The sequence below is a fragment of the Sedimentitalea sp. XS_ASV28 genome (assembly GCF_041224545.1).
GTDB lineage: Bacteria > Pseudomonadota > Alphaproteobacteria > Rhodobacterales > Rhodobacteraceae > Sedimentitalea.
On sequence record NZ_JBGFGP010000137.1, the window covers coordinates 1 to 24,879 of the forward strand.

The window sequence follows — 24,879 nt, forward strand, 5'->3', positions numbered from 1 at the left end:
ATTTTGATTTCATGCTGCGCCCGCACACGGCGGCGAATATTCTGCACAAGCACGAGATGGCATGACGCGGTGCGACGGCGATTTCGGCCGTTCGTGAACCTCGCAGAATTTTTGAAGCCGGCAATTCACAGGTCGCGGGACAAACCTGCCGTTGGTCTCACAGCGCCTATTCAGCGTAAGGAGACGCGATAGACGTTGTTCAGGTAGCCTTGATCATCAATGCGAAAGTGGGTCTCGCCGACGTGTTCAAAACCTTTCGCAAGATAGAAAGCTATCGCAGGGTCATTCTTCGCGTTGGTTGTTAACCACACAGAGCCGACAGAAGCGTTGCGACAGTGGTCGAGCGCCGCAGACAGGAGACACTTCCCAATACCCTTGCCGTGGTGCCTTGGCTGAACGTAGAAAGTAGAAATCTCCACGTCAGAACAGCCATCTACTGGCGCCGGGCTGTTCGAAGAAACCCTTATGAAGCCATCGATTCCTTCGGCATTTTCTGAAACCAACATGAATTGATCTGGGTCGCTAATCAGCTTCTTGGTCTTTTCAACCGTGAACTCACTTAGCGCATAATCCGCAAAGAACGCACTCACGCCTTTCTTCAGGTAGGTGCCTATCCATACCTCGATTGAAATAGCTGCGATGCTTGATGCGTCGGAGAAAGTTGCTGGGCGAAGAACCATGCTGTTTTGTGTCACGCTTTCTGCGATTGCGAAAGCAGTTTCCACATGTAGGTTTGGGCTCATCGCTGCCCAACGCCCGCGCAGCTGCGCCCACGCGGCAGATCGAACCACACCCGTCATCCGCTAGATTTGCCAAATCTCTGATTTCATGATGTCTTGATCAATGTGCGGCCGTTCACAGATCAACAGTTGATGTTCGTGCCCCGGGTGGCGAAGTCTGAAGGTGAGCCCACAGCGGAAATCCTCATTTTTTGCTGCATGCGCTCGCAGCTCGGAAATTTCTGCAAGTGCTCAATCTCGCGTGCTTCAGGACGGCTCCAAATTCGGTCATTTGAACATCGCGCAGCGAGGCTTGTCGGGGCAATTCACAGGTCGCGGACAAACCCGCCTAATGCTCATGCAGCGAAATCTGTCTTGGCGCGGCGACCGAGTTTCGAAGACATTCGCGGCGATGCAGCGCGATTTCCCAGAAGCGGTCATTCAAAACCGCGCATTTGGTTGCAATTGGAACCGGTCGTTCGTGGCGCAGGTGTCAGATAGCTGGCATGCGGACGAAGGTGATCTTGCGCAAGATCAAGACCTTCCCCTGTTGATCGCGTTAGCCTGTAAAGATGCACAACGAAAAGATACCGCTTCGCCGCTTATCGGAGGTGAGGGATTTTATTCGGCCTTGAATTCAAGAACGCTACGACAACGCCGATTACAGCTACTCCGCCAACTGGAACCTTGTCGCCGCTCTCATCGCCTCAAGGTGATTGTCCATACGCTCTAGAAAGAAAACATCAGAGAACCGAAATACGTCTTCAGTCTGCAAAGCCTTGAGGCACAATAGTCGATTTGGTTATTGCGCGCACCAACCCGGGGCGCGGCACTGAACGCATTCGATTTCATTCAGGTATTTGCAGTTTCCAGAGATTTCGATCGACAGGCACCAGGTTGCGACGTTTCTTGGCAGGCAGTCCTTCATTCAGAAGTTGACTGAGGTCTTCACCAACTTCCTTGTTGTAGATGTGATACAGGTGCCCGGTCGCGCTTCGGGCTGGAATGTCGCTGAGATCGATAACCTCTACGCCGTCGAGGCTAGAGACGTCATTGCCGGCTTCGCCCAGTCGCGGATATCCATGCAACTGTGACGAAACCGCCAGTGGTCGGTCGCTCGCCGTCACATAGACTGTCATACTGCGCATGAGCGGTCTTATTCGGGGCAGGATTCTCTCGAAAATCTGAAAGTCCATGTCAGGGGCAAGCAAAACGACGTCGCCCACGCGAAGATCGGGATCGCGGTTCGCCAGTTCGTATAGCGCCAGAATGACGCCACGAGCCCCCAGACTGTGACCTGAAATGTTGACCAGCACATCTTCGAATTCGGTGTCGAGCCTGGCGATCGCCGTGGCGAGATCTGGCACGCTCCAGTAGAGATCGGCTTCATCGTGGGTGTAATTGAGAAGTGAACCGTCTGAAGGCCAGCTGAACCACAGAAAGCTGCCATCCAGGTCGATATTCTCCCGAAGGAGCGTTGCGCGACGGCAGCCCTTTTCGAAGTCGATGTAGAAGCCGTGCGTATGAAGCAGGGGCGCACCGTTTTTCTCGCGAGCAAGCAAAGCTCCGAACACGTCTTCTATGGGAAATTCCCGAACCGCTTCGACACGCAGCAATTCATCGGGAATGTAAAACGGCGCTGCGTCCGCCATTGGCGAAATCAAACTCAGGTCTACGTTGCCGATTTCGCACCAGCCCGCCTTTAGATCGCTTCGTTCGTCGCCATAAAACTTGCGGGGGCTGTCCGATCCGGTCCTGTTGCGTTGCGTAAGGTAATGGAGCCCGCGTTTTGCTTCCGCCTCTTGGGCAAACGAGGGATGCGCCTCGAAACCAATCGACAGGAAAGCAACGAGAACGGCTCCAGACAGGCTCAGCAGGCAGTTCTTTTCGAGACGCATTCATCACCTGAAGAAAGACAAGCAACGGCACCATAACACCCGCAGAAAGCTTCGCCAGCCCACAATGATGCGGCTGCCTCGCAGGCTAGCTTATGACCTGTTGACTGTGACAGATCCAGTTTTGATCCGCCTCACCGAAGGCCGGCAAACAGGCTGAAAAGTTTTCAGGCAAGTTGTCTACGGGCCTCATGTGCCCGACGAACGGCCGGGTGACTTTGCCGATCACGCGCCTTGACCCCGGAACCCGGAGTTGATTGTGCCGGCAAAGTCGTGTCAGAAAAAGGATGAACCTCAATCGACGAGGGAACCATCATGCGGCTTATGAAGTTTCTTCTGACCATCGTGAGCGTGATTGCGCTGGCGATCGTGGTTCTTCGCCTGACCCATCCGCTGCCTGCTTTGCCGGAGGGCGATACGTCGACCTCGATTCAACCAAGCGAGACCACCCGACTAGGAGTAGCCATTCTTCCCCTCATGGCCAAAAATGCAGGGTTGAGTGGGGTCGTTCCGCTGGCCGATGGCCGCGATGCGCTGGCCGCACGGATCCTGCTTGCGCGGGCCGCGGATGAAGCGATCGATGTACAATATTACATCTGGCACACTGATACGACGGGCTGGCTGCTGATGGACGAACTGCGTGCGGCGGCAGAGCGTGGCGTGCGTGTCCGGCTTTTGCTCGACGACAACGGCATTCCCGGCCTCGACAACGTGCTGGCCGATCTCGATGCGATGGAGAACGTCGAGGTCCGCCTCTTCAACCCTTTCACGATGCGCAGCCCCAAGCTGCTGTCCTATGCGTTCGACTTCTTCCGACTGAACCGCCGAATGCACAACAAGTCGATGACAGTGGACGGGATCGCGACCGTCATCGGCGGGCGCAACATCGGCGACATCTATTTCGCCTATGGCGAAGGTACCGCCTATTTCGACTTCGACGTGTTGGCCGTCGGCGAGGCGGCCAAGGACGTTTCAGCCGACTTTGATGGCTACTGGAGCAGCGGCTCATCCTATGACGCCGCGGATATTCTTCCCAGATCCGAAGGCGGGCTTGCCGAACTGGCGGCCGCTGTAGACGTGGCGAATGACAGCGCGCGCGGGTCCGATTATGCCAACGCGATCGCGACGGCGCCCGTATTGTCGCGTGTTCTGGCCGGAGAAGACGTGATGGAGTGGACAACCGTCACGCTAGTAAGTGACGACCCGGCGAAGGGATTGGGCGAGGCCGCTGACGAGGCACTCCTTATCGGGCTTTTTCCGAAGCTGGTCGCACAGCCGAAAAAGAATCTCGATCTGGTCTCGGCGTACCTGATCCCGGGCAAGGCCAGCACGGAAATGCTGGAGCGATACCTTGCGGCGGGCATTCGCGTCAGATTGGTGACGAATTCACTCGAGGCCACGGATGTGTCGGTCGTCCACAGCGCATGGATGGGATACCGTGACCAGCTGATCCGCGCTGGCGCGGAGGTCCTGGAACTACGCGCGCACCCCCAGATGAAGGGCGATCCGTCGCTGGCGCAGCTTTTGACCGGCTCGCAATCCAGCCTGCACGCCAAAACTTTTTCTATAGACGGCGAACGCATCTTCATCGGGTCCTTCAACTTCGATCCACGGTCAACCACGCTCAACACCGAGATGGGCTTCCTGATCGACAGCCCGTCAATCGCAACGGCGCTATCGCAGGCACTCGACCGGTCCGAGACGTTTTACTCGGTGACGGACTCCAAGGATGGGGCAATCGTCTGGACCGAATTGGACACCAACGGAGCGCTCCGCACCCATGACCGGGAGCCCAATACAACCGCGTTCGAGCGTGCCATCGTCCGCTTCATGAGTTGGCTGCCGATCGAGTGGATCTTGTAAGACAGCCTTTTTCCTAAGGACACAAATGACTTATGGAGATGAAACGGCTCAGAGTGTTCCAAGTGTCGCGACTTGACTATCAATAACCCTGTTTGGCAATTGAAGCTGTTTCTTGACGAAGCGAACGAAATCCGTTCTGCCGCAGGATGCCCGAGGGCATGACGGCCGAGAGACGCCAAAACCTGATGGCGATCTTCAAGGCAGAGAAATTCGCCGCACATAGACCGGGACGTCCATAACGGCCACGATTTGCTCCGAGCCATCGAGAATATCCGTCAACTCGGCGACGTCGCTGGCCAATGTCATCTCGCCCGAACTGGCCTTTCCCATCGGTGCGCTTTCCACGAGGTCGACCAATTGCTCAATCCGGTAACTTTCTAAGCATGTCGCGTGTTCCTTCATGAACCGGCGCCACCCCATCCGGCGAGATCGGGTCGGCAGGTGCTTCATCTTATGCCCTCGCGGTCCATTCGGCCGCGACGGCCCAGCCAAGCGCGTTCGTGGAGCAACATCCCATGGTGCTCGCAACCGATGTCGCGGGCGCGCATGAACCGGCGGACGGCGCAGCGCAGCATCCGCAGCCGCCAAAGATGCCACGAGCGGTGACTGGCGCAACGGCGGCCAACGCATAAAGGGGCGACCGGGGCGGTTCGTGCGCCGGCGCGAAGAACTGCGAGTGATCGATCCCGGTCGCGGTCGGCGCAGGGAAGACCCGTCCTTCCAGGACCGTTCCCCATATCCCGATATTGCGGATCTCGTCCGGCTCGACGGAAAGCGGATCGTTCTCGAGGATCGTGAAGTTCGCGTACTTCCCCGGCGCGATCGACCCCAGTTCCTTTTCGAGTCCCAGAGAGTGGGCCGCGTCGATGGTGACGGCGCGCAACGCGTCCTCCACGGGCAGCCGATGCTGCGGTCCAGCGACGCGGCCCGAGACCGTGGTGCGGTTCACGGCCGACCAGACGAGGAAGAGCGGTTGGCCCGGCGCCATCGGCATGTCGGAATGGAACGAGATTGGCGTCCCGTTCGCCTTTACATGTCCCAGTGGAACGAGTTCGTCAGCTCGTTCGGCGCCAAGCCCGATTTCGGCATACCTGTCCGAGAGGGCGGAGACATAGTAGGGATTCGCGCTCACGATGCAGCCGAGCGCGGCGAGCCTGTCGCACTGGTCGGGCCGCGCGTAGCCGAAATGCACGACCACGGTGCGGTGCTCTGCCCGCGGCTTTCGCCGCATGTTCCGCTCGACCGCGTCGAGTACCATGTCTAGCCCGCGGTCCCCGTTCTGGTGGATGTGGATTTGGTAGTCGGCCTCCCAATAGGCATCGAAACTTGGGTTGAAGAAATCGGGATCCATGATCCACTCGCCGCTATGGCCGTCCGTGTAGGGCTCGGTCATCTGCATCAACTGGCTGTAGATCGCGCCGTCCGCGAAGAGCTTCACCCGGTTCGGAAGGAAAGCGGTTCTGCCTTCACCCCAGTCCATCAGGGCCTCCGTCTCGGCGATCAAACGACCGCCCTCGAGGTACAGCGCAGCGAGCGACTTGCCGTCTGGAAGGTAGAAGGTACGAATCGGGACATCCGGGCCCGACAGGACCGTGTTCTGAGCCTCCTGCAAGGGTTTCGAAAGCACTCCGCCTGGCTCGCACATCATCGTCACGCCCGCCCGGTGCGCGTATTCGCGCATGAGCGCGAGGCCGGTCATCAGCCGCTCGGGTGTGGCGAGCACCGGGGCGAGACGGGGCATGACGGCGAAGGCCCCCTGCTCGTAGAAATGGCCCAGTGCATGATCCGCTTGCTCGCGTGCGGTACCCTCGAGAGCATCGACGAACCCAGACGTGATGCCCAGGAGGTCGAGCGCTGGCGTGTTCATAACGAATTCGTGCGCCGAGCGATGCCAGACGATAATCGGTCGTGTGGCGCTGACCGCGTCGAGGTCGGGGCGGCGCACCAGCCCGTGGAAGTAGTGGTGGTATCCCCAGGTCAGGAGCGGGGTGTCAGGGTCGCCGAGCGCGGCCTCAGCCGCAGACAGCCGCGCGATGTAGTCCTCGGGCGTCAGGGCGGCCTCCGCGAAGCCGGTGGGAAGATCCCAGTCCTCGATGGCGATGACCTCGGCCGTGATGGTCAGCGCGCCCAGGACCGGGTGAACGTGCTGGTCGATGAGGCCGGCGATGATGATCTTGTCCTCGAAGCGGTCGTCGGTCAGGTAGGGCTGATTGCCGATGAGCGTCTCGATCTCGGCGCGCGGCCCGGTGGCGAGGACGCGGTTGTCCACGATGGCCACGGCGTCGGTCGCGGGATCGTTGTCTTCCATCGTCAGGATGCGGCGCGCGGTGAAGACCGTCACGGTCGGCAGCGCCTCCGTCCGGCGACCGAAATCCTGAAGGCTGAGGCCGTCCGAGAGGGCGGGACCGCCGGCGAGCGCCGCTGCGGAGACACTTCCGAGAAGGCGCAGCGCACCGCGGCGGGTAAGAGTGGCATTCATTCCTGGTCCTTCCCCATATGATACATGACCACGGGCTGTATGGTTCCGCGGCGCAAGTTGATCCAGTACCTCGTCCGTCAGCACGCGCTCGCACAACTCCGTTTATTGGGGCAATCGAGCGAGGCCTACACGAGGCTACGCAAAACCGTAGCACGGGCCTTTTCTTGGTATTGGGACATTTGGGACAATCCGGGACCCCAACCGGTCATGAGTTTTGGCTTCGTTGTCCCGCTGGTCGAAAGTCCGACCGTGCTTCATGCCTCCTTCCAGAACGCGTCTATTGCGTCGCGGTCGACAAGCCGGATGCGTCCGTAGGACACGACAAGCCATCCCTCTCGCTCCATCCGCGAAAGCGCTCTGTTTACGACCTTGCGCTCCGCATTCGCCATTTCGCCGAGCTGCGCCTGGGTCAACAGGATTTCGTCCGGGGTACCCTTCGGAACATCCTCGACATGCGGCGCGATACGGAGCAGCGTGGCCGCGATGCGACGCTCGGAGTTTCGGATCATCAGCGTTTCAATTGTATGCAAGGCGATCTCCAATCCGTAGTCGCTGATCGAGAGCAGTGCTCGCTGATGCTCTGGAGAGATACTTGCGATCTCCTGAAGGCGGGAAAGACTGACACCAAACAGCCATCCGGGCTCCGATACGCTAAAGGACAACAGCAACGACCGCGGACCACCACGGACCAGGGGGGCATAGCCGAACCAGGTACCGCAACGCCCGATGTGCCCGAGACGGTTTTCCAGGCTTCGGCCTGCAATCCACATGCTGACACCCCCGCTAACGATCCCGTAGATGCCTCCTGGCTCGTCGCCGGAATGGAACAGGCTGTCCCCCTTGCTAACGGAGATCAGTCTCGCATGTCTCATAACGGCGGCTTTCAGGTCCGGGCTTTGATTAGCGAGCCAGCCTCGCCCGAGAATTCGTTTCTTTGCTACTTCGCGATTCATCGCATCACCTCATCGCATCCATGCATGACGCACCGGTTGCTGTTAATCCACTTCCTGGCGATGCGTCATAAAAGTTACACGTTCAAAGCGGGTTTGTCCCAATCGGGACAAAGCCTTTCGTCGAATCGAAATACGTTCTTTACAACTTCCGGAATCAAGAACTTGTTTGTGCCAAGGAATTTGGGATCCGAAAATGAAACGATTCACTCGTCGCAGTTTCACGGGCGCAGGCTTTGGAGGCCGTGCTGCACTTTTGTCGCCTCGACCGGTCCGGGCGCCAAACGGATCACTTCAGGACATCGTCGGATCTATACCCGGCAGAAAGGTTGATACTGCCGGTTCCTTTGGGAGCAGAGGGGTTCACATCAAAACGTAGGGGACTCCGAACCAGAATGCGAATGGCAATGGCCGAATCGTGCTAGCCGCGCTTGGAAACCTTCGAAGCATACTTGGCATTACTCGATAGAAGGACACCAAAATTGAAGGAGCACATAATGGGAAGAAGTTCTTTGAAAATGGTCCTGTTAGCCAGCATAGTTTTAGCGGGAAATTCGACCTTCGCTCAGGAAATCGCTGACACCCTGTACACGGGAGGGCCAATCCTGACGATCAATGATGATCAGCCCACCGCCGAAGCCGTCGCTGTCAAGGATGGGCGTATCCTCGCTGTCGGGGCCTTGGCGGATCTGGTCGAGCATCAGGGAGACGCAACCGAGATTTTCGACTTGGACGGGCGCACGATGGTGCCCGGCTTCGTCGATAGTCACGGCCATGTCGTCTTTGGCGGTTTGCAGGCACTTTCAGCAAATCTGCTGTCACCGCCGGATGGAGAGGTGACCGATATAGCCAGCCTTCAGGCCACTCTATCCAAATGGGTCGAGGACAATGCGGAAGTGGTCGATCAGGTAAACATGATTATCGGCTTCGGCTACGACAATGCGCAACTTGCGGAACTGCGCCATCCGACACGGCAGGATCTTGATGCAGTATCAGCCGACGTTCCGATAATGATCGTCCACCAATCCGGCCATATCGGCGTTGCCAATTCCAAGGCGCTTGAACTTGCTGGAGTAACGGCAGCCTCTGAGTCACCGCCCGGAGGTGTCATCCGGCGCGACGCGAACGGCGAACCGAACGGGGTGCTCGAGGAATACGCGTTCTTCGGTGTGCTAGCTCCGATGCTCGGCGGTCTGGGCGAAGCGGGGCTAGAGGCATTTACGCGCGCCGGCGCGGAGCTCTGGGCAAGCTTCGGCTACACCACCGCGCAGGAGGGCCGAGCCTCGCCCGAGGTGGTCGAGGTCGTGAAGAAGGTTGCCGCCGAGGACGGGCTCCCGGTTGACTTCGTCATCTTTCCAGATGTGCTGGAGGCACCGGACTACATCGCCGCAAACGTGTCGCAGGAATATGTAAACGGTGCGCGGGTCGGAGGCTGCAAGCTGACAATCGACGGCTCGCCGCAGGGGTTCACGGCACTCCGCGACCGGCCCTACTACGATCCCGTTGGTGACTATCCTCCTGGCTATTCCGGGTATTCCGCCATAACCATGGAGCAGGCGCAGAAGGCCGTGAACTTCTGCTACGAGAACGGCATTCAGATCATCACGCATTCCAATGGCGAAGGCGCTTCGGACATGCTGATCGCGGTTCTTGAGACGGCACAGCAGAAATACGGCGATCCGGGTAACCGTCCCGTGCTTGTCCATGGCCAATTCCTGCGCGAGGATCAGGTGGACGCGTTCCAACGGCTCGGTGTGTTTCCCTCGCTGTTTCCGATGCACACCTTCTACTGGGGCGATTGGCACCGCGATCACACGGTGGGACCGGTGAACGCCGAAAACATCTCACCCACGGGCTGGGTCCGGCAGCGCGGCATGATGTTTGGCTCGCACCATGACGCGCCGGTTGCTTTCCCCGACAGCATGCGCATCCTTTCGGCGACCGTTACGAGGCGCACGCGCTCGGGCGACATTCTCGGCCCGCATCAGCGGGTGGACGTTTTGACCGCGCTCAAAGCCATGACCATCTGGCCCGCCTGGCAGCACTTCGAGGAAGACGACAAGGGCAGTATCGAAGTGGGCAAGATCGCGGACTTCGTGTTGCTTTCCGACGATCCGACAGTCATCGATCCGGAGACGCTGGCCGACCTGCGCGTCATGGCAACTGTCAAGGACGACAAAGTCGTCTACGAGGCACCCGCGGGCATAAGGGAGGGACGGCTGCGGCCGGCGCTGTTCCCGCGAGACCCGCACATGGCGCATGAATTCCTGCACGCGATGTATGACGCGATGGGAGGCCATAGTCACTAGTTGCGATGCCTATCGGACATTGCCGTTGGACCCAAAGGGGTCCAACGGTACCTGGTCTGGGCGCATCCGCCGTCCTGACCATATCGCGCGGGCAAATGTTGCCTTGGATCTGCAGCTAGGAAGTCTGTTCGCATGTCGATTTTTCCAATTCCGATCCGGCGCCTTCCGTAAGCGCCCGGTAGCTACCGCAGTGGAATGTCCTTGACGCGTGCGATGATGTCGGGATCGTCAACGAAGTCCTCGAGGAAGCCATGCCATTCTTCGACCGACACCCGGGCAGACATGAGCATGTCCCGGAGTTCGCCGATACCATCGTCTGTGAGGGCCGTTTGGTAGTTGTCGTGATCGACTTGGACACTGACAATACTGCCGTAGGAGAGGTTGTCGTCGTTGCTGACAATGGCTTCGAGAAGGTCCAAATCCTCTCCAAGCAGGCTGGCGACGTGGCTGATCAAGCAGACATGGGTTGTCGCAGCCATCAGGCTGCCTCGCTTTCAGGTTGGATTCTCGGCTGCCAGTTCCATGGGAGCAGTTCGTCGAGCCGGTTGATCTTATGATCGTGGATGCGGTCGAGGACGTCGGCCAGCCAAGCCTGCGGGTCCAGTCCGCTCATCTTCGCCGTCTCGATCAGCGTCATCGCCCGCGCCAGAGTCTCCCCGCCACTGTCTGAGCCGGCGAAGAGCCAGTTGCGGCGGCCAATCCCGATCGGGCGCATGGCGCGCTCGGCCGGGTTGTTGTCGATGCCGATACGCCCGTCCTCAAGGTAGAGCTCGAAGGAGGACCAGCGGGAGAGTCCGTAGCAGAAGGCCTTGGCGAGATCGCCTTTGCCCGGAATGCGGGCGAGTTGCGCCTCGGCCCACGCCTTGAAGGCATCGACCTTGGGCCTGGAATGCTGTTGCCGCGCCGCCTTGCGCAGTGCGGCGGGCTGACCGGCGATCTGCCGTTCGACGTCGTAGAGTTTCCCGATCCGATCGAGCGCCTCACGTGCGATCTCCGACTTGGTTGCCTCCCAGACATCGTGGAAGTCGCGGCGCAGGTGGGCCCAGCAGGCTGCCTCGCGGAACTGGCTACTGCCGTCCGCGCGCCGCTCATAGAGCTGACCGAAGCCTGCGTAGGCATCTGCCTGCAGGATGCCGCTGCTGGCTTGCAAGTGTTGCCGGGGATGGTCCCCTTTCCGGTCCGGGGAGAAGCGGTAGACCACGCCAGGCGGTGCGCTACCGGCCCAGGGCCTCTGATCCGAGACATAGGCCCAGACCCGACCTTGCTTGACCCCCTTGCCGAGGCCGCGGTTGCGACGGGAGCGGTCCAAGACGCGGATGGGTGTGTCGTCCGCATGCAGCACGGGCGCCGCCATGACCTCGGTCTCGATCCTTTCGATAACCGGTTCGAGCACCTTCATGGCGCGGCCACACCAATCCAGCAGCGTGCTGTCGGGCACGTCCGCGCCCATGCGGGCGTAGATCTCGTTGAGGCGATAGAGCGGGACGTGGTCATCGAACTTCGAGACTAGGACATGGGCCAGAAGGCCTGGCCCGGCCATGCTGCCCGGGATCGGACGGCTCGGGGCGGCGGGCTGCACCATCTTCTCGCACCGGCGGCAGGACTTCTTCACCCGCGCGATCTGGATCACCTTCATCTGCGCGGCGACCATGTCGAGCAGCTCGCTCACATCCTCGCCGACCACACGGAGGTCGCCCCCACAATCGGGACAGCAGGTGCCGGGATCGAGCTCGCGGCGCTCACGAGGTGTCTCGTCCGACACCCTCGGCCTGCGGCGGGGCTTCACCTCGGCGGCGCCGGTAACGGCGGCTGGAAGTTCGGCATCCTCTTCGTCAGCGGGTTCATTGCGTTGCTCGGCAGCCGAGATCAGCAGGTCTTCCAGCGCGAGCTCGAGTTGGGCGATCTCCCGTTCGATCTTTTCCGACGATTTGCCGAAGGCCTGCTTCTGGAGCTTGGCGATCCGCAGGCGCAACGCCTGGACCAGCTGTTCATGAGCCTGCAACGTGGCCGACATACGTGTATTCTCCGCCTGCAGGGCGGCAATCAAGGCCTTCAGAACGGCGGGATCGTCAGAGAGAATGTCGGCATCGTCGGACATGCCGACAGATACCATGCGGCATCCGGAATGGCCAACAAAACAAGGAGCTTCAGGGAGATAATTTACCCCACGCGCGCAGGCGGTGCGCCCCAGTCCGGACGCCGCCAGTCGATGCCTTCCCAGAGCATGGCCAGCTGCGCGGAGGTGAGCCGGGCAACGCCGCCCTCGGTGCCGGGCCACGGGAAACGCCCGCGCTCAAGCACCTTTTAGTAGAGGCAGAAGCCCTGGCCATCCCAATAAAGCAGCTTGAGCCGGTCGCCTCTACGCCCCCGGAATGCAAAGACCGCGCCGCTTGCAGGCTTCTGGCGCAGAACGTCCTGTGCCATGGCCGAAAGACCCGCAATGCCCTTCCTCATGTCCGTGGCGCCGCAGGCGAGGTAGACCCGGACACCCGTTCCCGGCCCAATCATGCCGCCTCCACGGCCCTGATCAGACGGGTCAGAGCTTCCCCATCCATGCCGCTGTCAAACCTCAGGCACCGTCCGTTGGCCAGCCGTAATTCCACCGGAACCGGCCGGCTCGGCCTGGGCGCTGCAGCCGCCAACTCCGGGAAATCAACGGGAAGGAAATGAGCACCGTGACCGGGCGACCAGAGACCCTTTTGCTTCAACTCCCGTCGCCACCTGTAAATCTGAGAGCGAGTTACCTCGTAGCGCTGAGCGACCTGAGTCACCGTCGCGCCGTCAGCCGCCGACGCCAGCACGACCTCGAGCTTCTCGTCGTCACTCCAACGCCGACGTCGCTCAACGCCAAGAACTTCGCCCAGCATGACCCCTCCATCTAAGACACGTCGCAAAGGACGTCGTTATGCACGTATCTTAGATCACGTAGCCTCCAGCCGGCAGGCGGTCTCAATCGGGCCGTTACCGCCTTCCGAAGGCCGTCACACTCTGGCGAGACGAGCCCGTGGCCCGAGCCGGGCTATTAGTGAAGGAGATGTCCCCGTACGTCGCCAAATGGTTCCATGACACGCTCGGGGAACAGTCACTCTTCGACAGGGTCAATTCCGGCAAAGCGCCATCATGGATGGCCGGCTCAGGTAGGATGCCCCCGCAAACCGGACACTGCAAGGCTTGCAGCACCTTGCCCACGATCGTCGGCGTGTCCGAATTGGCCGCCCTCTGCGGACCTTCTGGCCAAGGGGTTTTACAGAACGGACGTGATCGATGGCCGCAGAGTTTCAAGGTGAGAGGCTGATATTTGTACGATTGAACGTTCATCGGCGATATTGTCGTTTCACCTGCGTCGTTTCCTGGACAATCAGCTTTTTTGCAGACCGGCAAGGAATGGAGAGAGTTAATGAAAACCAAACTATGGACAATTTTCTTGATGGTCCTCGCATTAACTTCGGGTCAATCAATGGCAGAGAATGGCAAGATCTCGATCACCGCCGGATACCGTGAACGCATCGCGCTTCCTTCTGATGCCGTTCTCGAGGTCGAGCTTCTAGATGTCTCACGCGCAGATGCGCCGTCTATCCGGCTATCATCGCAGCTTTTCAGGATGGACCGCGTTCCACTTTCCGTCGATCTGCATTACGACCCTTCCATCATAGACGACAGAATGACCTATTCTGTGGCAGCCAGCCTTTTGTCCAAAGGGCGGGTCATTTTTCGCACGACCTCAGCCTATCCCGTCATCACCCGCGAGGCTCCGACCCGGGTGGATGTCGTTCTGCAGATGATGCCCCAAGAGAACTATGAGCCAGTGTCCGATCAGCGTATTGCCGGTGTGCCTTGGGCCTTGAGCGAGCTCGGCGGCCGTGCCTTCGTCGGTGATGATAACCCCACAATTGTCTTCGATACAGATGGGACCTTCTCCCTTTTCGGCGGCTGCAATCGATTCCGCGGAAAGGCCGATTTGGGCGAGGGCCGGTTAACCTTTCCACAGCAATTCGCCGGAACAAAAATGGTTTGCCCCGATCCCCGCATGCGGCTGGAACGTGACGTGCTGGAGGCGTTGGCTGCGACGATCAGGTTTCACCGGAACGGGCGATCGCTTGCCTTTGCAAATGAAAGCGGGCTCACGACTGCTCGTTTCGAGGAGCGGCCCGATTAGCGCCGACACGGTGGGGCTGTCTTGAATTCAGGGATCCAGCCCACTTGCCGAAGCTGTCCCACTCCACTTCACCGAAAACCGAAGCGAAACTTGAAAAGGAGATAGTGATGAAAGGTTCGATTTGGTGGCTCATTGCCGGGCTATTGTCTCTGCTCGGGGGCCTCTTCGCGCTTGCGAACCCGCTGGCCGCGACCCTGACAGCCGAGTTGCTGACCGGATACCTTTTCATTGCAGTGGGAGCGATGATGCTCGTTTCGATCTTCTGGGACAACGAGTGGGGATCTCGCATCCTGTCACTTCTTCTCGGACTGGGCCTCGTTGTGCTTGGCTTCGGTCTGGTCGCGAATCCTCTCCAAGGCGTTTTGTCGTTGACCCTTGTTGTTGCAGTGATGATGCTGATCGTCGGTGTCTTTCGCCTCATTCTGGCATTCCGCGCCTCGGATTCCCGGGTTCGCGTCTTCCTGATCCTCGCCGGAGCGGTTTCCTTGGTGCTGGGGTCCATGATCCTTTTGAACTTTCCGTGGTCTGCTGCCGTCGTTCTTGGAATACTCCTGGCTATCGAACTGATCTCAAATGGAATTTCGCTAATCGCAATTTCACTTCTGGCAAAATCGGAAAAAGAATAGGGAACCCATTATGACTGGCAGAAACTTTCGTTTGGCGGCTGGCGCTGTCGCGCTGGTTGGTGGGCTTTGGGGGCTCTTCAATCCAACCGCCGCTCAGTTCGCTTCGACAACCATCGCAGGTTGGGCATTGCTCATCGTGGGTCTTCTGCAGGGGCGCGCGGCCTGGCAGGCAACGGAAGCACGCGAAAGGGCCGGCGCGATCCTGTTTGCCGCGGCGGCGCTTTTTATAGGGCTGTCGCTCGTCTTCGGTCCATTCGGTGACGGCAGCTTGCTGAGAACCATTCTGAGCGTTCTTCTGCTGGTATCCGGCGCGGCAAAATTCTGGATGGGCCGCGCCTTGCAAGGTGACCCGTTCTTCCCGGTGATCCTCGTGGCCGCCGGCGTGTCCGCCGTTCTCGGTGCTCTCGTGCTGGCGGGAACCCAGCTCACGTTGGGCTTCATCGTGTCTCTCGAGCTGCTGGCTGATGGGGCCGCACTGCTTGTCCTGGGGCTCAGACAGGGAAGAGCGCAGAAAGCAGGCTGAACCTTTCGAGGCCTTCGCTACAAAGGCATTGGGCGGGTTCGTCCCCATCTCAGGCCTCGGCACCCGAAACCATGCTGCGCGAAGAATGAAAGGCCGCTTTTGTCGCTGTATAGTAGCTGAAGACGCCGGTCGATTTCATTGCTGCAACTGCGCGTATTGGAAACGGACAACTTCCGGAACGGGCTCTTTGCGGCCGAATGCGGTCGCAGCGTCGGCTTGTCTCATGGGCATCGGACAGCGGCCATCCGCTCGGACTGTACAATGAAAGAGTCAGCGCGGTGCTGATGAATGGGTTTGGAGGGCGGATCGGAGGGCAAGTCATGCCAAAAGTCCAACTTCCCGCAACAACCCCGAAACGCAGAGCCTGGAACAAGGGGCGGATCATCGGTCAAAAACGGCCCTTGCTGCCCAAACAGGTCTGGGCGATCCGGGCAAGGCTCGAACTAGCGGGTTATCTGCGCGATCTGGCCTTGTTCAACGTCGCGATCGACAGCAAACTGCGCGGCTGTGATCTCGTCAAATTGACCGTGTCTGACCTGGTAAAGGATGATCGCGCGCGAGAACGCGTTTCGGTGATCCAGAGCAAGACTAAGCGACCAGTCCAGTTTGAACTAACGGAAAACACGCGCGAAACTGTGCTGGCCTGGGTTAAATCACCCCAGATGTTTGCTTGCCGGTTCATGTTCCCGAGCCGGTTCCACGACCGGCCGCATATCTCCACCCGTCAGTACGGACGGCTTGTCCGCGATTGGGTGACAGAAATTGGCCTTGAGCCGAGCGGATATGGCACCCATTCGCTCCGCAGGACCAAGGCAGCCGAGATCTACCGAAAGACCGGCAACCTACGCGCGGTCCAACTGCTGCTTGGTCACACCAAGGTCGATAGCACAGTGCGTTACCTTGGCGTTGAACTTGAGGATGCCCTGAGCATCGCCGAGCGTATCGACATCTGAGCAACGTTGGCGAACGGTCCTGCCGTTCGCCAATTCGAAGCGGTTGTCCGCCCCTCATGCGGCGATGGAGCATTCTGAGCCCAAAATAACGGATGCTGCAGATTGCTCGAAAGTCGGCTTTTGGTTCTGAAGGTCACCGAGCAGGAAAGTTCATTGTCGGTTGTTGTTCAAAGCGGCTGCGGTAGTCACTGGGCGCTACTTTCAGGTTGCGAAGAAAAGACCGTCGCATAGCATCACCGTTCTTGAATCCGCATCTATCAGCGATCGACGAAATACTTAGCTTTGACGTTTCGAGCAGGCCCTGGGCAGCCTCTATGCGGTATAACTCCACGGCTTTAGCAGGACTGTGCCCAGTGTACTTAACATATGCACGTGAGAAATTACGGGGGCTCATGTTGACTCGCTCGGCAAGTACTTCGTTTCGTAAATCGGCCCCCAGATTCTCCAATATCCATGTGTTGAGTTCGTCAAATCGGTTTGAGCTTGCTTCGGTCTGGCGTTGCAAGGCGGCGCTGAACTGCAACTGCCCCCCTGGCCGCACCATATAGGCGACAATTGACCTTGCTATTTCCAACGCATAGGCATGACCGAGATCTTCGGATACTAGGGCAAGTGCAAGGTCAATGCCCGTGCTGCACCCAGCCGATGTCCAGACGTTTCCATCTCTGAGAAAAATAGCATCCGAATTGACATTGATGTCCGGAAAATCCCTGGTGATCTTCTCGCAATCCTCCCAATGCGTCACGGCATTTCGACCGTTCAAAAGCCCGGCCGCAGCCAGGACAAACGCGCCGGAACACACCGAACAGATACGGTCAGAGGTCTCAGCCAGCCGGGTCACGCCATTGATCAAGGTATCGTTCTTTATCGCCTTGTAGACACTTGTTCCGCCTACGGTGATCAGCGTCTGAATGCTCGCGCCTATCCACTTGTCCAGAGGGTCTGTTTCAATTTGTATCGAGGCGTCGGTCTCAATGGTGCCGCCTGTGTTGGAAACAAACACCACCTTGTAGGGCGCTTTCTCTCCAAGTTCAGACTTGCGGTGATTTAAGACCTGTAACGGACCTGAGAGGTCCAAAAGGGTAATTCCAGGGAACACGACAAATAGAACAAGTCTCTGCGTGTCATCATTTTTGGCCGGATTTGCTGGCATGTTGTCCAACATGCCAGCAAATGTTGGAATAATCTAGCTGTATTGAAGTCCTGACGCGAAGCAAAGAGAGGCAAATATGGCCATAGCGCAGATGAACTGGGGACGGATGCTCCATCCCTTGGATGATCCTAGAATGAGAGAATTTGCAGACCGGTTGGATGCTGTCTACCGGCTCGCCGAAGCCGCATCCGGATTCATTTGGCGCATTGATGAGGCTCAACTGACCGCCGATTTGTCAAAGCTGGGTTACGACCCTCTCACGTCTGCCACGGTTTCGACATGGCGCACGATGGAAGACCTCAAGCGCTATACCTACGAAACCGAGCATGGGGAATTTCTGAAACGGACAGGCGAGTGGTTTGAAGCCGTCGAAGGGCCGCAATTGGTCATCTGGCCGGTCGAACCAAGTGAACAGCCGGGATTCATGGAAGCACAACTTCGGCTGGACTATCTGAAACGCCACGGTCCCTCTGACTACGCCCACGGTTGGTGTTGAAACTACAGAAGCCTTTTGAAAGCAGCCATTGGCGCGGGTGCAGCGAAATGATGCTTTGTCCGCAGTGCGGTCATTGATCAATCGCACGTCAACCTTATTCGCGCGCATGTGGGCGGCGGATTGAAACCAAAACAGCGATGTCGACGGGTCGGCGCAAGCCTTTTCTTATTCGTGCCTGCCTCAAGATGCAGGATCACCAAGTACCGTTTTCGCGACGTGCCGGTTGATGAGGGTGCCGCCCTTTTTCGTTGTCGGTTATCCCGAACACGCCCCGCGCGCGGCACCCGCAGACTCAGAGGCGCGGCTGATCGTCGTCGTCTTCGTCGTCATCCCCGCCGCCGGCGGGCAGATTGAAGAAGCTGTCGGCATCGACGATCTTGTCGTCATCATCCTCGTCGTCCTGTTCGTCATCGACCACGTCCATGGAGCCGCCAAGGGTAAAGGTCTCGAGCCCTTCGATGGCCGTCGGGATTTTCGGTTCCGTATCCATGCCGAGCGATTGTTCGGTGCTGACGAGCTTGCGGCGTTCGTCATCGCTCATCACTTCGCCTTCTGCGGCCTTCTTTGCGGCGGCCTTTTGCACGGCCGCGTCGAGTTCGGTCTGCTTGCACAGGCCCAAAGCCACGGGATCGATGGGCTGCATGTTGGCGATGTTCCAGTGGGTCCGCTCGCGAATCGACTGGATGGTCGGCTTGGTCGTGCCGACCAGCTTGGCAATCTGTCCGTCCGAAAGCTCCGGGTGGAACTTGACCAGCCACAGGATCGAGTTGGGTCGGTCCTGCCGCTTGGACAGCGGCGTATAGCGCGGCCCTCGGCGCTTTTCCTCGCCGGCGGCAGCCGAGTTGGTCTTGATCATGAGCTTATAGAGCGGATTGTCCTGCGCCGCGTCGATTTCCTTTTGCGTCAACTGGTTGTTGGCAATCGGATCGAAACCCTTGACGCCACCGGCGACATCGCCATCGGCAATACCCTGCACCTCAAGCTCGTGCATGCCCACGAAATCGGCAATCTGTTTGAAACTGATAGTGGTGTTATCGACCAGCCAAACAGCGGTGGCTTTGGGGTGCAGCAATTTTGCCATCGGTGTCTTCTCCTATCTCTTGTGGTCCGACATATCTTTCCCGCTGCCTGGCGAAGCAAGCGGCCTTGGCTCTCAAGGCGGGTTACCGTTGTCGGGGAACTTGGCGCCTATATAGTCGGCGAAAGACGAAATTGGAAGAGCCGAATCATTGCGCATCCTGCTGTCCCTGCTGATCGCCCTCTGGACCTTGCCCGCCGCCGCCGGAGGGGACCGCACGGGTGCGTTCGATTATTATGTGCTGAGCCTGAGCTGGTCGCCGAACTGGTGCGCCCTGACCGGGGATGCTCAGAGGTCCGAGCAATGCGATGCCCGCTCCGATCACGGCTGGATCCTGCATGGGCTGTGGCCGCAATTTCACCGCGGCTATCCATCCTATTGCCAGACCGCCGAGCGCCCACCGTCGCGCCGGATGACGGCTGCCATGGCCGACATCATGGGAACGTCGGGTCTGGCGTGGTATCAGTGGAAGAAACACGGAACCTGTACCGGCTTGTCAGCGGAACAATATTACGACCTGTCGCGCAGGGCCTATGCGCTGGTCAACCGGCCCGAGGTGTTCCGCAAGCTCGACAAAACCGTGAAACTCCCCGCGTCGGTCGTCGAGGAGGCATTCTTGCAGGCCAACCCGGACTGGACGGCCGACATGCTGACGATCACTTGCCGGGATGGGCACATCCAGGAGGCCCGCCTGTGCCTGTCCCGCGACCTGCGCCCGGTGCCCTGCGGACAGGATGTCATCCGCGATTGCCAGGCCAGGAGCGCCGTGTTCATCCCGGTACGCTAGCCGCGCTCAGCCCTCGGCCGCCTGGCATTTGCGCGCATAATCGAGCGCCTTGGCCGATCCCTTCAGATCGATGGCAATCACCCGTTCGCCCGCCGCGTTATAGACCGTCATGACCTTTTTGCGGGCGATCGCGTGGATAAACTCGCGATCTTCAAAGAACACGCCGACACCCGGCACATGATCCTGAACGAACCCGGTCGCGACGGCATCATATTTCTGACCGTCCAGATCAAAGGTAATATCGTATTTTTTGTCCTTCTCGATCTTGCCCCATCCATCGTGGAACACGACGAAATAGCCACGATTGCCAGCCGCATCATAGCCGATACGGACAATCGACAAATCCTGATAAACGGTCTGGATCAGGCATCCATTTCCAAAAGACGGGTCAACCATCACGTTCCAGCCGGAAACGAACCCCTTGTCGATCAGCGCCTGAGCGGATGCGGAAACACTCCCCAGGGCGAGGATCGCCACGACATACAGGGATACGAGGGTTTTCATGGGCTGTCTCCGGTTTGCGCAGGGTCCGCTATAGGGAGTAGCATTCCGACCCGGCCTTGCCCATGGTAAATGGCCGCTTCGACAACTGCGCGCCATGAAAACGGCCGGCCACGACGTGACCGGCCCGGCAAGATCAGAGGGCGTTGAAAATCAGGTTTTCTTGCGGCGGCGCAACATTGCGAGCCCGCCAAAGCCGCTCAGCAGCAGCAAACCCGCCGCCGGAACCGGAACCGGCGCAACAGTGGCCAGATCCTGATAGCCGTCACTGTAGAGATAGGTGACTTCGTACCCGTCTGTCACCGCGTTCTCGATATTGTCCAGGTATGATTGTGCAAGGTTGGCAACACCGGTGTTGTTGCTCACCCGGAACGCACCCTCGGCAACATCCAGCGAGGTTCCGGTTTCCGTCACGATTTCCCACAACGCCACCTGGAAACTCGCAGCTTCAAGGCTTGTGTCGATCACCTCTGCAACGGTTCTGCCACCGAGGACGCTGTTGTAGAGCTTGGCGATGTTCTGCTGCACGCTGCTCTCGAACAGGTTGGGCTGGGTCGTGTAGGTCACCGGATCGCGCAACGATTCAGCCAGGTCCACACAAAAGGCGGCAAAATCTCCGAACCCGTTATCGCCCGACATCTGGAACAGACCGGCATAGACATTGGCCGTCAGGCCCGGGCTATTGACGCGAACGACCTGGCGCAGGTTGTCGGCTCCGAAAGGGTTTCCATCCACCTGGTATGTCGTGTTGACGGTCGCGGCCGAAGCCGCGCCCCCGATCAGCGCAGCCGCCAACGCGGCGGCGGTGCAGATACGTTTCATCATTCGTCTTCCCTCGTTACCCAGCGGGCAGACTGCCCTGTACTCTTGAACACGGCACGACAGCCTTTCGTCCGAAAAGGCCCCATGCGCTGAAAGAGGTTCATCAGGGATAATTGCGGCGAATTGGCGACGAAAAATGAACCATTTGTTGCCATGCTGGCCCGGATGCGTTCCCGAACGAGATAATCGTTCCCAAGGGCGCAAGACGATCCAGCGAGCGTTCGAACGTGTCTGCGCCGACCGCGTCCAACACGACATCTACCCCCTTGCCCCGGTCAGGTCGCGCATCCGGTGGGCGACCCGGTCTTCGCTCCGGTAGTTTACGCAGTGCGCCCCGCAATGACCCGGCGCGAGCTTGCATTTCTCTGACGGTGCCCTCCCATGCTGTCCGCATGCCGATCCCGATACCGTGATCCCACGACCGCCAATCTGTGCTATAGTGAACCCAGCGTCACAGCGAGGCCCGGCCCGCGACGCGCCCGGACCTTTCGATGCTGGCGCATATGCCCGTCGCCATCGGAGAGATCAGAAATGGAAAAGACAATCGGAAATCCGCTCTCCTGGACGGCCCGACAGTTCGGGTCCGCAGGAGATCACATCGCTGCCACCACAGCGGAACTTGGTGGCGAGGCCTCAGCACCACCGCAGGTCAGGAAAATGACCATGAATGACGTATGGGCCGCACTGCGCGCGGGCAAGGAAGACTTCCTCGCCTGCCGAACGGACGCGATCTTTGCCGTCCTGATCTATCCGCTGATCGGACTCGTTCTGATCGCGATCGGATTTCAGGCGGACCGGATTCCGCTGCTGTTTCCACTGCTCGCAGGCTTTGCCCTTCTGGGACCCGTCGCGGCGGTCGGGCTCTACGAGATGAGTCGCCGCCGCGAGGCCGGCGAAAGCGTCAACTGGCAGAGCGCATTTGCCGTGGTCCGGTCACCGTCCTTCGGCGCGGTGCTGGTGATGGGTCTTTATATGCTGGCTCTGTTCATGGTCTGGATGTTCACCGCACTGCAAATCTACAACTGGACCCTCGGTCCCGAAGCACCTGAATCGCTTGCCGCATTTGCCCGAGACATCATTTCGACGCCGCAGGGATGGACGATGATCCTGTCAGGGATCGCGGTCGGGTTTGGCTTTGCGCTCGTCGCGCTCGCGATGAGCGTCGTGTCCTTTCCGCTGCTTCTCGATCGGCATGTGGGTGTGCCCGTGGCAATCGTGACCTCGTTTCGGGTGATGAAGCGCAATCCCCGTGTCACGCTGACATGGGGCGCGGTTGTTGCTGCCGGGCTTGTGATCGGCGCGCTGCCGTTGCTCGTCGGGCTGGTTGTGGTGCTGCCGATCCTCGGCCATGCAACATGGCATTTCTACCGCCGGGCGATCGACTGACCACGGGCCTATCATCCCGCGACGTTCAGAACGATCTTGCCGATATGGCCACTGCTTTCCATGCGCGCATGGGCGGCGGCAGCCTCGGCAAGGTCAAATGTGCTGTCCATCACCGGGGCAAATCGCCCCGCCTCGATCAATGGCCAGACGTCACGTTGCAAATTCCGCGCAATCCGCGCCTTGGCCGCCTCCGATTGCGGACGCAGGGTCGACCCGGTGAGGGTCAACCGGCGGGTCATCATCTCGGCAAAGTTCAACTGAACCGAAGGCCCCTGCAAAAAAGCGATCTGTACCAGCCGCCCGTCATCGGCGAGCGCCCTGACATTGCGCGGGATGTAATCGCCTCCGACCATATCGAGGATCAGGTGCGCGCCGCCCTCGGCGTTCATCACCTCGACAAAATCCTCGCGCTTGTAATTGACGGCCCGCTCCGCCCCGAGGTCGAGACAGGCCCGGCATTTCTCATCGGACCCGGCGGTGACAAAAACCCGCGCGCCAAAGGCATTGGCCAGCTGGATCGCGGTGGTCCCGATGCCGCTCGATCCGCCATGAACCAAAATGCGTTCGCCCGCGCGCAAAGCACCGCGCATGAAGACGTTGGAGAACACGGTAAAACATGTTTCCGGCAGGCAGGCCGCCTGTTTCATGTCGAGTGTCGAGGGGATCGGCAGGCAATGCGCCGCCGGCGTTGCCACATATTCGGCATAGCCGCCGCCGGGCAACAGGGCGCAAACCCTGTCGCCGGGCGCCAACGAATCCACCCCGTCACCGATTGCGACAACCTCGCCCGATGCCTCCAGGCCCGGCAGATCGCTTGCGCCCGGCGGCGGCGCATAGCTGCCGGCGCGCTGCAACGCATCCGGCCGGTTGACCCCCGCATAGGCGACCCGCAGCACCACCTGGCCATGCGCCGGGCGCGGCACCGGTCGGGTGGTGATCTGCAAGACATCCGGCCCGCCCGGACGGGTGATTTCTACGGCGCGCATCTGCTCTGTCATCTGGCTCACATCCTCTTGTTGAGACAAGAGGTAGCATCGACAGGCACGCGGCGGAACCTGTCTATTTGCGGGGTTTCATCATCCCCGGCAGGTCGAGGTCGGGCATGCGGACGGGCGGTTTGATCCGGCTCGCAAGCCAGTTCGGCCCCGCAAGAAACGGCTTCAGCATCGGTGAGGCACGCATCCTTGCCTTGAGCGTTTCGATCTGCATCACATCGTCGATGCGCCGGTCCAGGAACGCCCAGGTCGCCGCATGATCGGGGCTGCTGTCGCCCAGCCAGTAGAGAAGCGTCGCGGAGTACACGCCCGACAGCGTGGCGCGCTTGGTGTACCAGTTCACATCGTCGGACGTATCGCCGATTTCCGTCCAGATCAGATCACAGGTCTGCCAGACCGCACGGGCTCCATCCGGCGCGTGATGCGGCAAGGCAAACAGCGTCGTTCCCCGGCGCACCAGTTCCGGGTCTTCGACCGCTTCAAGCCGATAGCGTATGGCGGCGGCGATCTTTTCGCGGATTTTAAGACGGCCCAGATCTTCGGAACGCAGCCGGTCCACCATCGCCCGGTCTCCGCGCGCGTGGTAGGCCAGCGCAAGATCGACCGCACCACGCGGAAACACCGCGCGCGCGGCGTCGGGATCGACCCCGACATCCTGCGCCGCCGCACCCAGTGCGGCATCGGTCCAACCATCGAAAGGCACATGCATCAGCGCCGCATCCAGCAGTTGATCTCTAAGGGTCTCGTCGGACAATGTCATCAAGCTCTCCCAGGGTTGTGGCCATACTAGACAAGCTGCCCACGCTTTGCTATACGGCTGGTTCCTGCAATTCCTTGCAACTCAACTTAGAAAGGTGGTGAAAACCACATGCAGGTTAGTGTTCGCGACAACAATGTCGATCAGGCGCTTCGTGCCCTGAAGAAAAAGCTGCAGCGTGAAGGCGTATTCCGCGAAATGAAGCTCAAGCAACATTTCGAGAAGCCGTCCGAGAAGAAAGCACGCGAGAAAGCCGAAGCGATTCGGCGCGCCCGCAAGCTGGCCCGTAAAAAGGCCCAGCGCGAAGGGATGCTCTAAGTTTCAGCAGCCGTTTTCGACACGGAATGACGACCCCCGGGGCACCGCCGCGGGGGTTTTTCGTATTTGATGTATCGGCATCGGGCCGGGCAGGACCGACGCACGCATCGCTC

25 protein-coding genes and 1 pseudogene are annotated in these 24,879 nt (G+C 59.5%); 11 read left to right on the plus strand and 15 right to left on the minus strand.

Annotated elements, in window-relative coordinates; translation table 11 throughout:
• Positions 1–170: 170 nt before the first annotated feature.
• Complete coding sequence (locus AB9K34_RS12600; protein WP_369954868.1) at positions 171–680, minus strand: N-acetyltransferase family protein; 510 nt, start codon at positions 678–680, stop codon at positions 171–173.
• Positions 681–1,131: 451 nt separating this feature from the next.
• Here AB9K34_RS12600 and AB9K34_RS12605 point away from each other — a divergent pair, with 451 nt between their 5' ends.
• On the plus strand, positions 1,132–1,452 hold the full coding sequence (locus tag AB9K34_RS12605) for a hypothetical protein (protein WP_369954781.1): 321 nt from the start codon (positions 1,132–1,134) through the stop codon (positions 1,450–1,452).
• Between the two features lie 115 nt (positions 1,453–1,567).
• Here AB9K34_RS12605 and AB9K34_RS12610 read toward each other — a convergent pair whose 3' ends face one another.
• Positions 1,568–2,617 carry an alpha/beta hydrolase gene (locus AB9K34_RS12610; protein ID WP_369954782.1) on the minus strand — a complete coding sequence of 350 codons (1,050 nt, stop codon included), beginning with the start codon at positions 2,615–2,617 and terminating at the stop codon, positions 1,568–1,570.
• A gap of 312 nt (positions 2,618–2,929) precedes the next feature.
• Here AB9K34_RS12610 and AB9K34_RS12615 point away from each other — a divergent pair, with 312 nt between their 5' ends.
• Positions 2,930–4,477, plus strand: a complete 1,548-nt coding sequence (locus AB9K34_RS12615) for a phospholipase D family protein (protein ID WP_369954783.1) — start codon at positions 2,930–2,932, stop codon at positions 4,475–4,477.
• A gap of 195 nt (positions 4,478–4,672) precedes the next feature.
• Here the strand turns inward: AB9K34_RS12615 and AB9K34_RS12620 are convergent, their stop codons facing one another.
• The 3 genes from AB9K34_RS12620 to AB9K34_RS12630 all read right to left on the minus strand — a co-directional run bounded on the left by AB9K34_RS12620 (position 4,673) and on the right by AB9K34_RS12630 (position 7,909).
• Positions 4,673–4,834, minus strand: a complete 162-nt coding sequence (locus AB9K34_RS12620) for a hypothetical protein (protein ID WP_369954784.1) — start codon at positions 4,832–4,834, stop codon at positions 4,673–4,675.
• Between the two features lie 94 nt (positions 4,835–4,928).
• Entirely contained in the window at positions 4,929–6,956 is a 2,028-nt protein-coding gene (locus AB9K34_RS12625; RefSeq protein WP_369954785.1) for an amidohydrolase, read from the minus strand.
• 254 nt (positions 6,957–7,210) lie between these two features.
• Entirely contained in the window at positions 7,211–7,909 is a 699-nt protein-coding gene (locus tag AB9K34_RS12630; protein WP_369954786.1) for a Crp/Fnr family transcriptional regulator, read from the minus strand.
• A gap of 428 nt (positions 7,910–8,337) precedes the next feature.
• Between AB9K34_RS12630 and AB9K34_RS12635 the strand changes: the two genes are divergently transcribed.
• The gene (locus AB9K34_RS12635) at positions 8,338–10,215 is read left to right on the plus strand and encodes an amidohydrolase (RefSeq protein WP_369954787.1); all 1,878 of its coding nucleotides are present in this window, start codon (positions 8,338–8,340) and stop codon (positions 10,213–10,215) included.
• 182 nt (positions 10,216–10,397) lie between these two features.
• Here AB9K34_RS12635 and AB9K34_RS12640 read toward each other — a convergent pair whose 3' ends face one another.
• From AB9K34_RS12640 to AB9K34_RS12655, 4 genes and pseudogenes are all read right to left on the minus strand, one after another.
• Positions 10,398–10,694, minus strand: a complete 297-nt coding sequence (locus tag AB9K34_RS12640; RefSeq protein ID WP_093039411.1) for a hypothetical protein — start codon at positions 10,692–10,694, stop codon at positions 10,398–10,400.
• Positions 10,694–12,313: an IS66 family transposase gene (locus AB9K34_RS12645; protein WP_369954869.1), complete on the minus strand. Its 1,620-nt coding sequence runs from the start codon at positions 12,311–12,313 to the stop codon at positions 10,694–10,696. The genes AB9K34_RS12640 and AB9K34_RS12645 overlap by 1 nt, the downstream gene beginning before the upstream one ends.
• A gap of 62 nt (positions 12,314–12,375) precedes the next feature.
• Positions 12,376–12,723: pseudogene (gene tnpB, locus AB9K34_RS12650) on the minus strand (IS66 family insertion sequence element accessory protein TnpB).
• Positions 12,720–13,082, minus strand: a complete 363-nt coding sequence (locus AB9K34_RS12655) for a transposase (protein WP_369954788.1) — start codon at positions 13,080–13,082, stop codon at positions 12,720–12,722. Before AB9K34_RS12655 ends, tnpB begins: the two are co-directional and overlap by 4 nt.
• A gap of 530 nt (positions 13,083–13,612) precedes the next feature.
• Between AB9K34_RS12655 and AB9K34_RS12660 the strand changes: the two genes are divergently transcribed.
• From AB9K34_RS12660 to AB9K34_RS12675, 4 genes are all read left to right on the plus strand, one after another.
• The gene (locus AB9K34_RS12660) at positions 13,613–14,371 is read left to right on the plus strand and encodes a YbaY family lipoprotein (protein ID WP_369954789.1); all 759 of its coding nucleotides are present in this window, start codon (positions 13,613–13,615) and stop codon (positions 14,369–14,371) included.
• A 107-nt stretch (positions 14,372–14,478) separates the two neighbouring features.
• The gene (locus tag AB9K34_RS12665; RefSeq protein ID WP_369954790.1) at positions 14,479–14,997 is read left to right on the plus strand and encodes an HdeD family acid-resistance protein; all 519 of its coding nucleotides are present in this window, start codon (positions 14,479–14,481) and stop codon (positions 14,995–14,997) included.
• Between the two features lie 10 nt (positions 14,998–15,007).
• A complete protein-coding gene (locus AB9K34_RS12670; protein WP_369954791.1) occupies positions 15,008–15,520 on the plus strand; it encodes an HdeD family acid-resistance protein in 513 nt (170 codons plus the stop codon).
• A gap of 320 nt (positions 15,521–15,840) precedes the next feature.
• The gene (locus tag AB9K34_RS12675; RefSeq protein ID WP_369954870.1) at positions 15,841–16,473 is read left to right on the plus strand and encodes a tyrosine-type recombinase/integrase; all 633 of its coding nucleotides are present in this window, start codon (positions 15,841–15,843) and stop codon (positions 16,471–16,473) included.
• A gap of 133 nt (positions 16,474–16,606) precedes the next feature.
• Here AB9K34_RS12675 and AB9K34_RS12680 read toward each other — a convergent pair whose 3' ends face one another.
• Positions 16,607–17,638, minus strand: coding sequence for a GlxA family transcriptional regulator (locus AB9K34_RS12680; protein WP_369954792.1), 1,032 nt, complete (start codon positions 17,636–17,638; stop codon positions 16,607–16,609).
• Between the two features lie 64 nt (positions 17,639–17,702).
• On the opposite strand from AB9K34_RS12680, the gene AB9K34_RS12685 reads away from it, so the two are divergent.
• The gene (locus AB9K34_RS12685) at positions 17,703–18,122 is read left to right on the plus strand and encodes a DUF3291 domain-containing protein (RefSeq protein ID WP_369954793.1); all 420 of its coding nucleotides are present in this window, start codon (positions 17,703–17,705) and stop codon (positions 18,120–18,122) included.
• A gap of 292 nt (positions 18,123–18,414) precedes the next feature.
• On the opposite strand, the gene AB9K34_RS12690 is transcribed toward AB9K34_RS12685, so the two are convergent.
• A complete protein-coding gene (locus AB9K34_RS12690) occupies positions 18,415–19,203 on the minus strand; it encodes a DUF1013 domain-containing protein (RefSeq protein WP_369954794.1) in 789 nt (262 codons plus the stop codon).
• A 148-nt stretch (positions 19,204–19,351) separates the two neighbouring features.
• Here AB9K34_RS12690 and AB9K34_RS12695 point away from each other — a divergent pair, with 148 nt between their 5' ends.
• The gene (locus AB9K34_RS12695; protein ID WP_369954795.1) at positions 19,352–19,987 is read left to right on the plus strand and encodes a ribonuclease T; all 636 of its coding nucleotides are present in this window, start codon (positions 19,352–19,354) and stop codon (positions 19,985–19,987) included.
• Between the two features lie 6 nt (positions 19,988–19,993).
• Here the strand turns inward: AB9K34_RS12695 and AB9K34_RS12700 are convergent, their stop codons facing one another.
• Positions 19,994–20,491 carry a hypothetical protein gene (locus AB9K34_RS12700; protein ID WP_369954796.1) on the minus strand — a complete coding sequence of 166 codons (498 nt, stop codon included), beginning with the start codon at positions 20,489–20,491 and terminating at the stop codon, positions 19,994–19,996.
• 150 nt (positions 20,492–20,641) lie between these two features.
• Positions 20,642–21,313, minus strand: coding sequence for a VPLPA-CTERM sorting domain-containing protein (locus AB9K34_RS12705; protein ID WP_369954797.1), 672 nt, complete (start codon positions 21,311–21,313; stop codon positions 20,642–20,644).
• A 660-nt stretch (positions 21,314–21,973) separates the two neighbouring features.
• Between AB9K34_RS12705 and AB9K34_RS12710 the strand changes: the two genes are divergently transcribed.
• Positions 21,974–22,696, plus strand: a complete 723-nt coding sequence (locus AB9K34_RS12710; RefSeq protein ID WP_369954798.1) for a DUF2189 domain-containing protein — start codon at positions 21,974–21,976, stop codon at positions 22,694–22,696.
• An 11-nt stretch (positions 22,697–22,707) separates the two neighbouring features.
• On the opposite strand, the gene AB9K34_RS12715 is transcribed toward AB9K34_RS12710, so the two are convergent.
• Positions 22,708–23,694, minus strand: a complete 987-nt coding sequence (locus AB9K34_RS12715) for an NAD(P)H-quinone oxidoreductase (protein WP_369954799.1) — start codon at positions 23,692–23,694, stop codon at positions 22,708–22,710.
• 61 nt (positions 23,695–23,755) lie between these two features.
• Entirely contained in the window at positions 23,756–24,451 is a 696-nt protein-coding gene (locus AB9K34_RS12720) for a COQ9 family protein (RefSeq protein ID WP_369954800.1), read from the minus strand.
• 108 nt (positions 24,452–24,559) lie between these two features.
• Here AB9K34_RS12720 and rpsU point away from each other — a divergent pair, with 108 nt between their 5' ends.
• On the plus strand, positions 24,560–24,766 hold the full coding sequence (gene rpsU, locus AB9K34_RS12725; protein ID WP_008207378.1) for a 30S ribosomal protein S21: 207 nt from the start codon (positions 24,560–24,562) through the stop codon (positions 24,764–24,766).
• Positions 24,767–24,879 lie beyond the last annotated feature (113 nt).